Annotated in this window: 2 protein-coding genes; both read left to right on the forward strand. The window is 62.8% G+C overall.

The features are described from left to right. Nucleotides 1–146 precede the first annotated feature (146 nt). Nucleotides 147–1,040 carry a sugar phosphate isomerase/epimerase family protein gene (locus NKJ37_RS31860; RefSeq protein WP_352776436.1) on the forward strand — a complete coding sequence of 298 codons (894 nt, stop codon included), beginning with the start codon at nucleotides 147–149 and terminating at the stop codon, nucleotides 1,038–1,040. Between the two features lie 338 nt (nucleotides 1,041–1,378). After that, entirely contained in the window at nucleotides 1,379–1,732 is a 354-nt protein-coding gene (locus NKJ37_RS31865) for a cupin domain-containing protein (protein ID WP_024503728.1), read from the forward strand. The last annotated feature ends 213 nt before the right edge of the window (nucleotides 1,733–1,945 follow it).

The raw sequence follows: 1,945 nt of genomic DNA on the forward strand, positions 1-1,945 counted from the left end.
GCGCCCCCGGCGGCGCCCCCCCCCAAGCTCTCCGCGACCAAAAAGCTCCCCCAGACCGGGGCCTCCCCCCCCTACCCCAAAACTCCCCCTGGGCGGGGGGCGGGCTCCCCCCCCCCCCCCACCTCTTGTCAGCACCGGAGACGATGATGTCGCGCATTGGAATCCATTCTTTCGTCTGGTCGGCGAGCTCGGCACAGGCTGATCTCGAGCGCACGCTGGCCAACACCAGGGAGGCCGGCTTCGACCTCATCGAATTCTCCTATCTCGACCCCGCCAATGTCGACATCGGCGGGCTCGCCAGGCGCATCGCCGATCTTGGCCTCGGCGTGTCGATCAGCATCGGATTGCCTGTTGATGGCGACATTTCGAGCGCCGACAAGGCGATTGCCGCGCGCGGCGTCGAAATCCTCAACGACACCATAGCGCTGACGCGCGATCTCGGCGGCCGGAAGGTCGCCGGCATTCTCTCGACCAGCCATGGATTGCAGGTCGAGGCGCCGACGCGCGATCAATGGCAGCGCAGTGCCGGCACGCTGGCCAAGGTTGCCGAGACAGCCAAGGCGGCCGGCGTCACGCTCAACCTCGAGATCGTCAACCGCTTCGAAAGCAATCTGCTCAACACCGCCGCGCAAGGGCTGGCCTTCATCGAGGACACCGGCTCGGACAACATCTTCCTGCATCTCGACACCTTCCACATGAACATCGAGGAGGCCGATGTCGGGCTGGCCATCCGTCATGCCGCGGACAAGATCGGCTATGTCCATATCGGCGAAAGCCATCGCGGCTTCCTCGGCACCGGCAATATCGATTTCGCCGCGATCTTCGATGCGCTGACGGCTATCGGCTACAGCGACGACCTCAGCTTCGAATCCTTCTCGTCTGAAATCGTCGATGAGAACCTGTCGAAGAAGACCGCGATCTGGCGCAATCTCTGGACGGACAACATGGCGCTGGCCAAGCACGCGCGTGCTTTCATCGGTCTGGGAATGGAGACGGCAAGGCGCAAGGCGGAACTCGTCTCGGCACGGCACAAACCCTGACCCGCCCGTCGAGAGCCGAAGGACGCGGCGTGCGCCGGAGGGCAGGGTTCCGAACCCGGATTAACAAAAGGCCTCGTGGCAGCCAGTGCTGACAGCTTGCGCCGCCAGTTTTTCTGAGATAGGAATTTTTTCTTGACTCGGTGACCTCAGCTATGGTACATTTTTGCCCATGGTGCTGATTTGCGCCAGCGACCCGCCGCACAGGCGGGTTTTTCGTTTGATGCTCCGTAAGCCAAGGTGCCGGCCGTATGGCGCCGGCATTGCTCGCGGCAGGTGCATCGGTTATCTGACCGGCCAGGCAAACAACGCCACGCAATCCACCAAACGGAGCCCAGCACATGACACGCGAGACAATCCTCAAATTCGGCACCGTCGAACACGCGGACGCCGGCGATCTGGCTGGCTGGATCGTCGTCGAGGGCAGGCCGACCATGCAAACCGCCGTCCAGCACACGACCGAGGACGGCAAGGTGTTGTCGGGCACCTGGCGCGCGACGCCCGGCACCTATCACGCCACCTATACCGACTATGAGTTCGTGCACATGATCGCCGGCCGCATCATCATTACGCCGGACGGCGGCACGCCGGTCGAGGTCGGCCCCGGCGATGCCTTCGTGGTGGAAGCGGATTTCAAGGGAACCTGGAAGATCATCGAGCCGGTGACGAAGCATTTTGTCGTCAGGGTTGGCTGAGGCGGATCGGCGACCCCGCGTGCGGAAAACGGTGCGGTTGCTGTCACGGCAGGACCGTATCACTGCCGCATCCCGGAGCAGGCGCGGCACGCCTGAACCTTGGCGTGTTCGTCGCTCTTGTCGCGTAGGCTAGAGCGATTCCTATTTTGAGAGAATCGTAGGATTCCCAAAGCCGGATGTTTGTGATTCAAGATGCTGGCTGGATTGGAGGCC

Origin of the sequence: Mesorhizobium sp. M0140 (assembly GCF_040322475.1) — a bacterium.
In the GTDB taxonomy this organism is placed as follows: Bacteria; Pseudomonadota; Alphaproteobacteria; order Rhizobiales; family Rhizobiaceae; genus Mesorhizobium.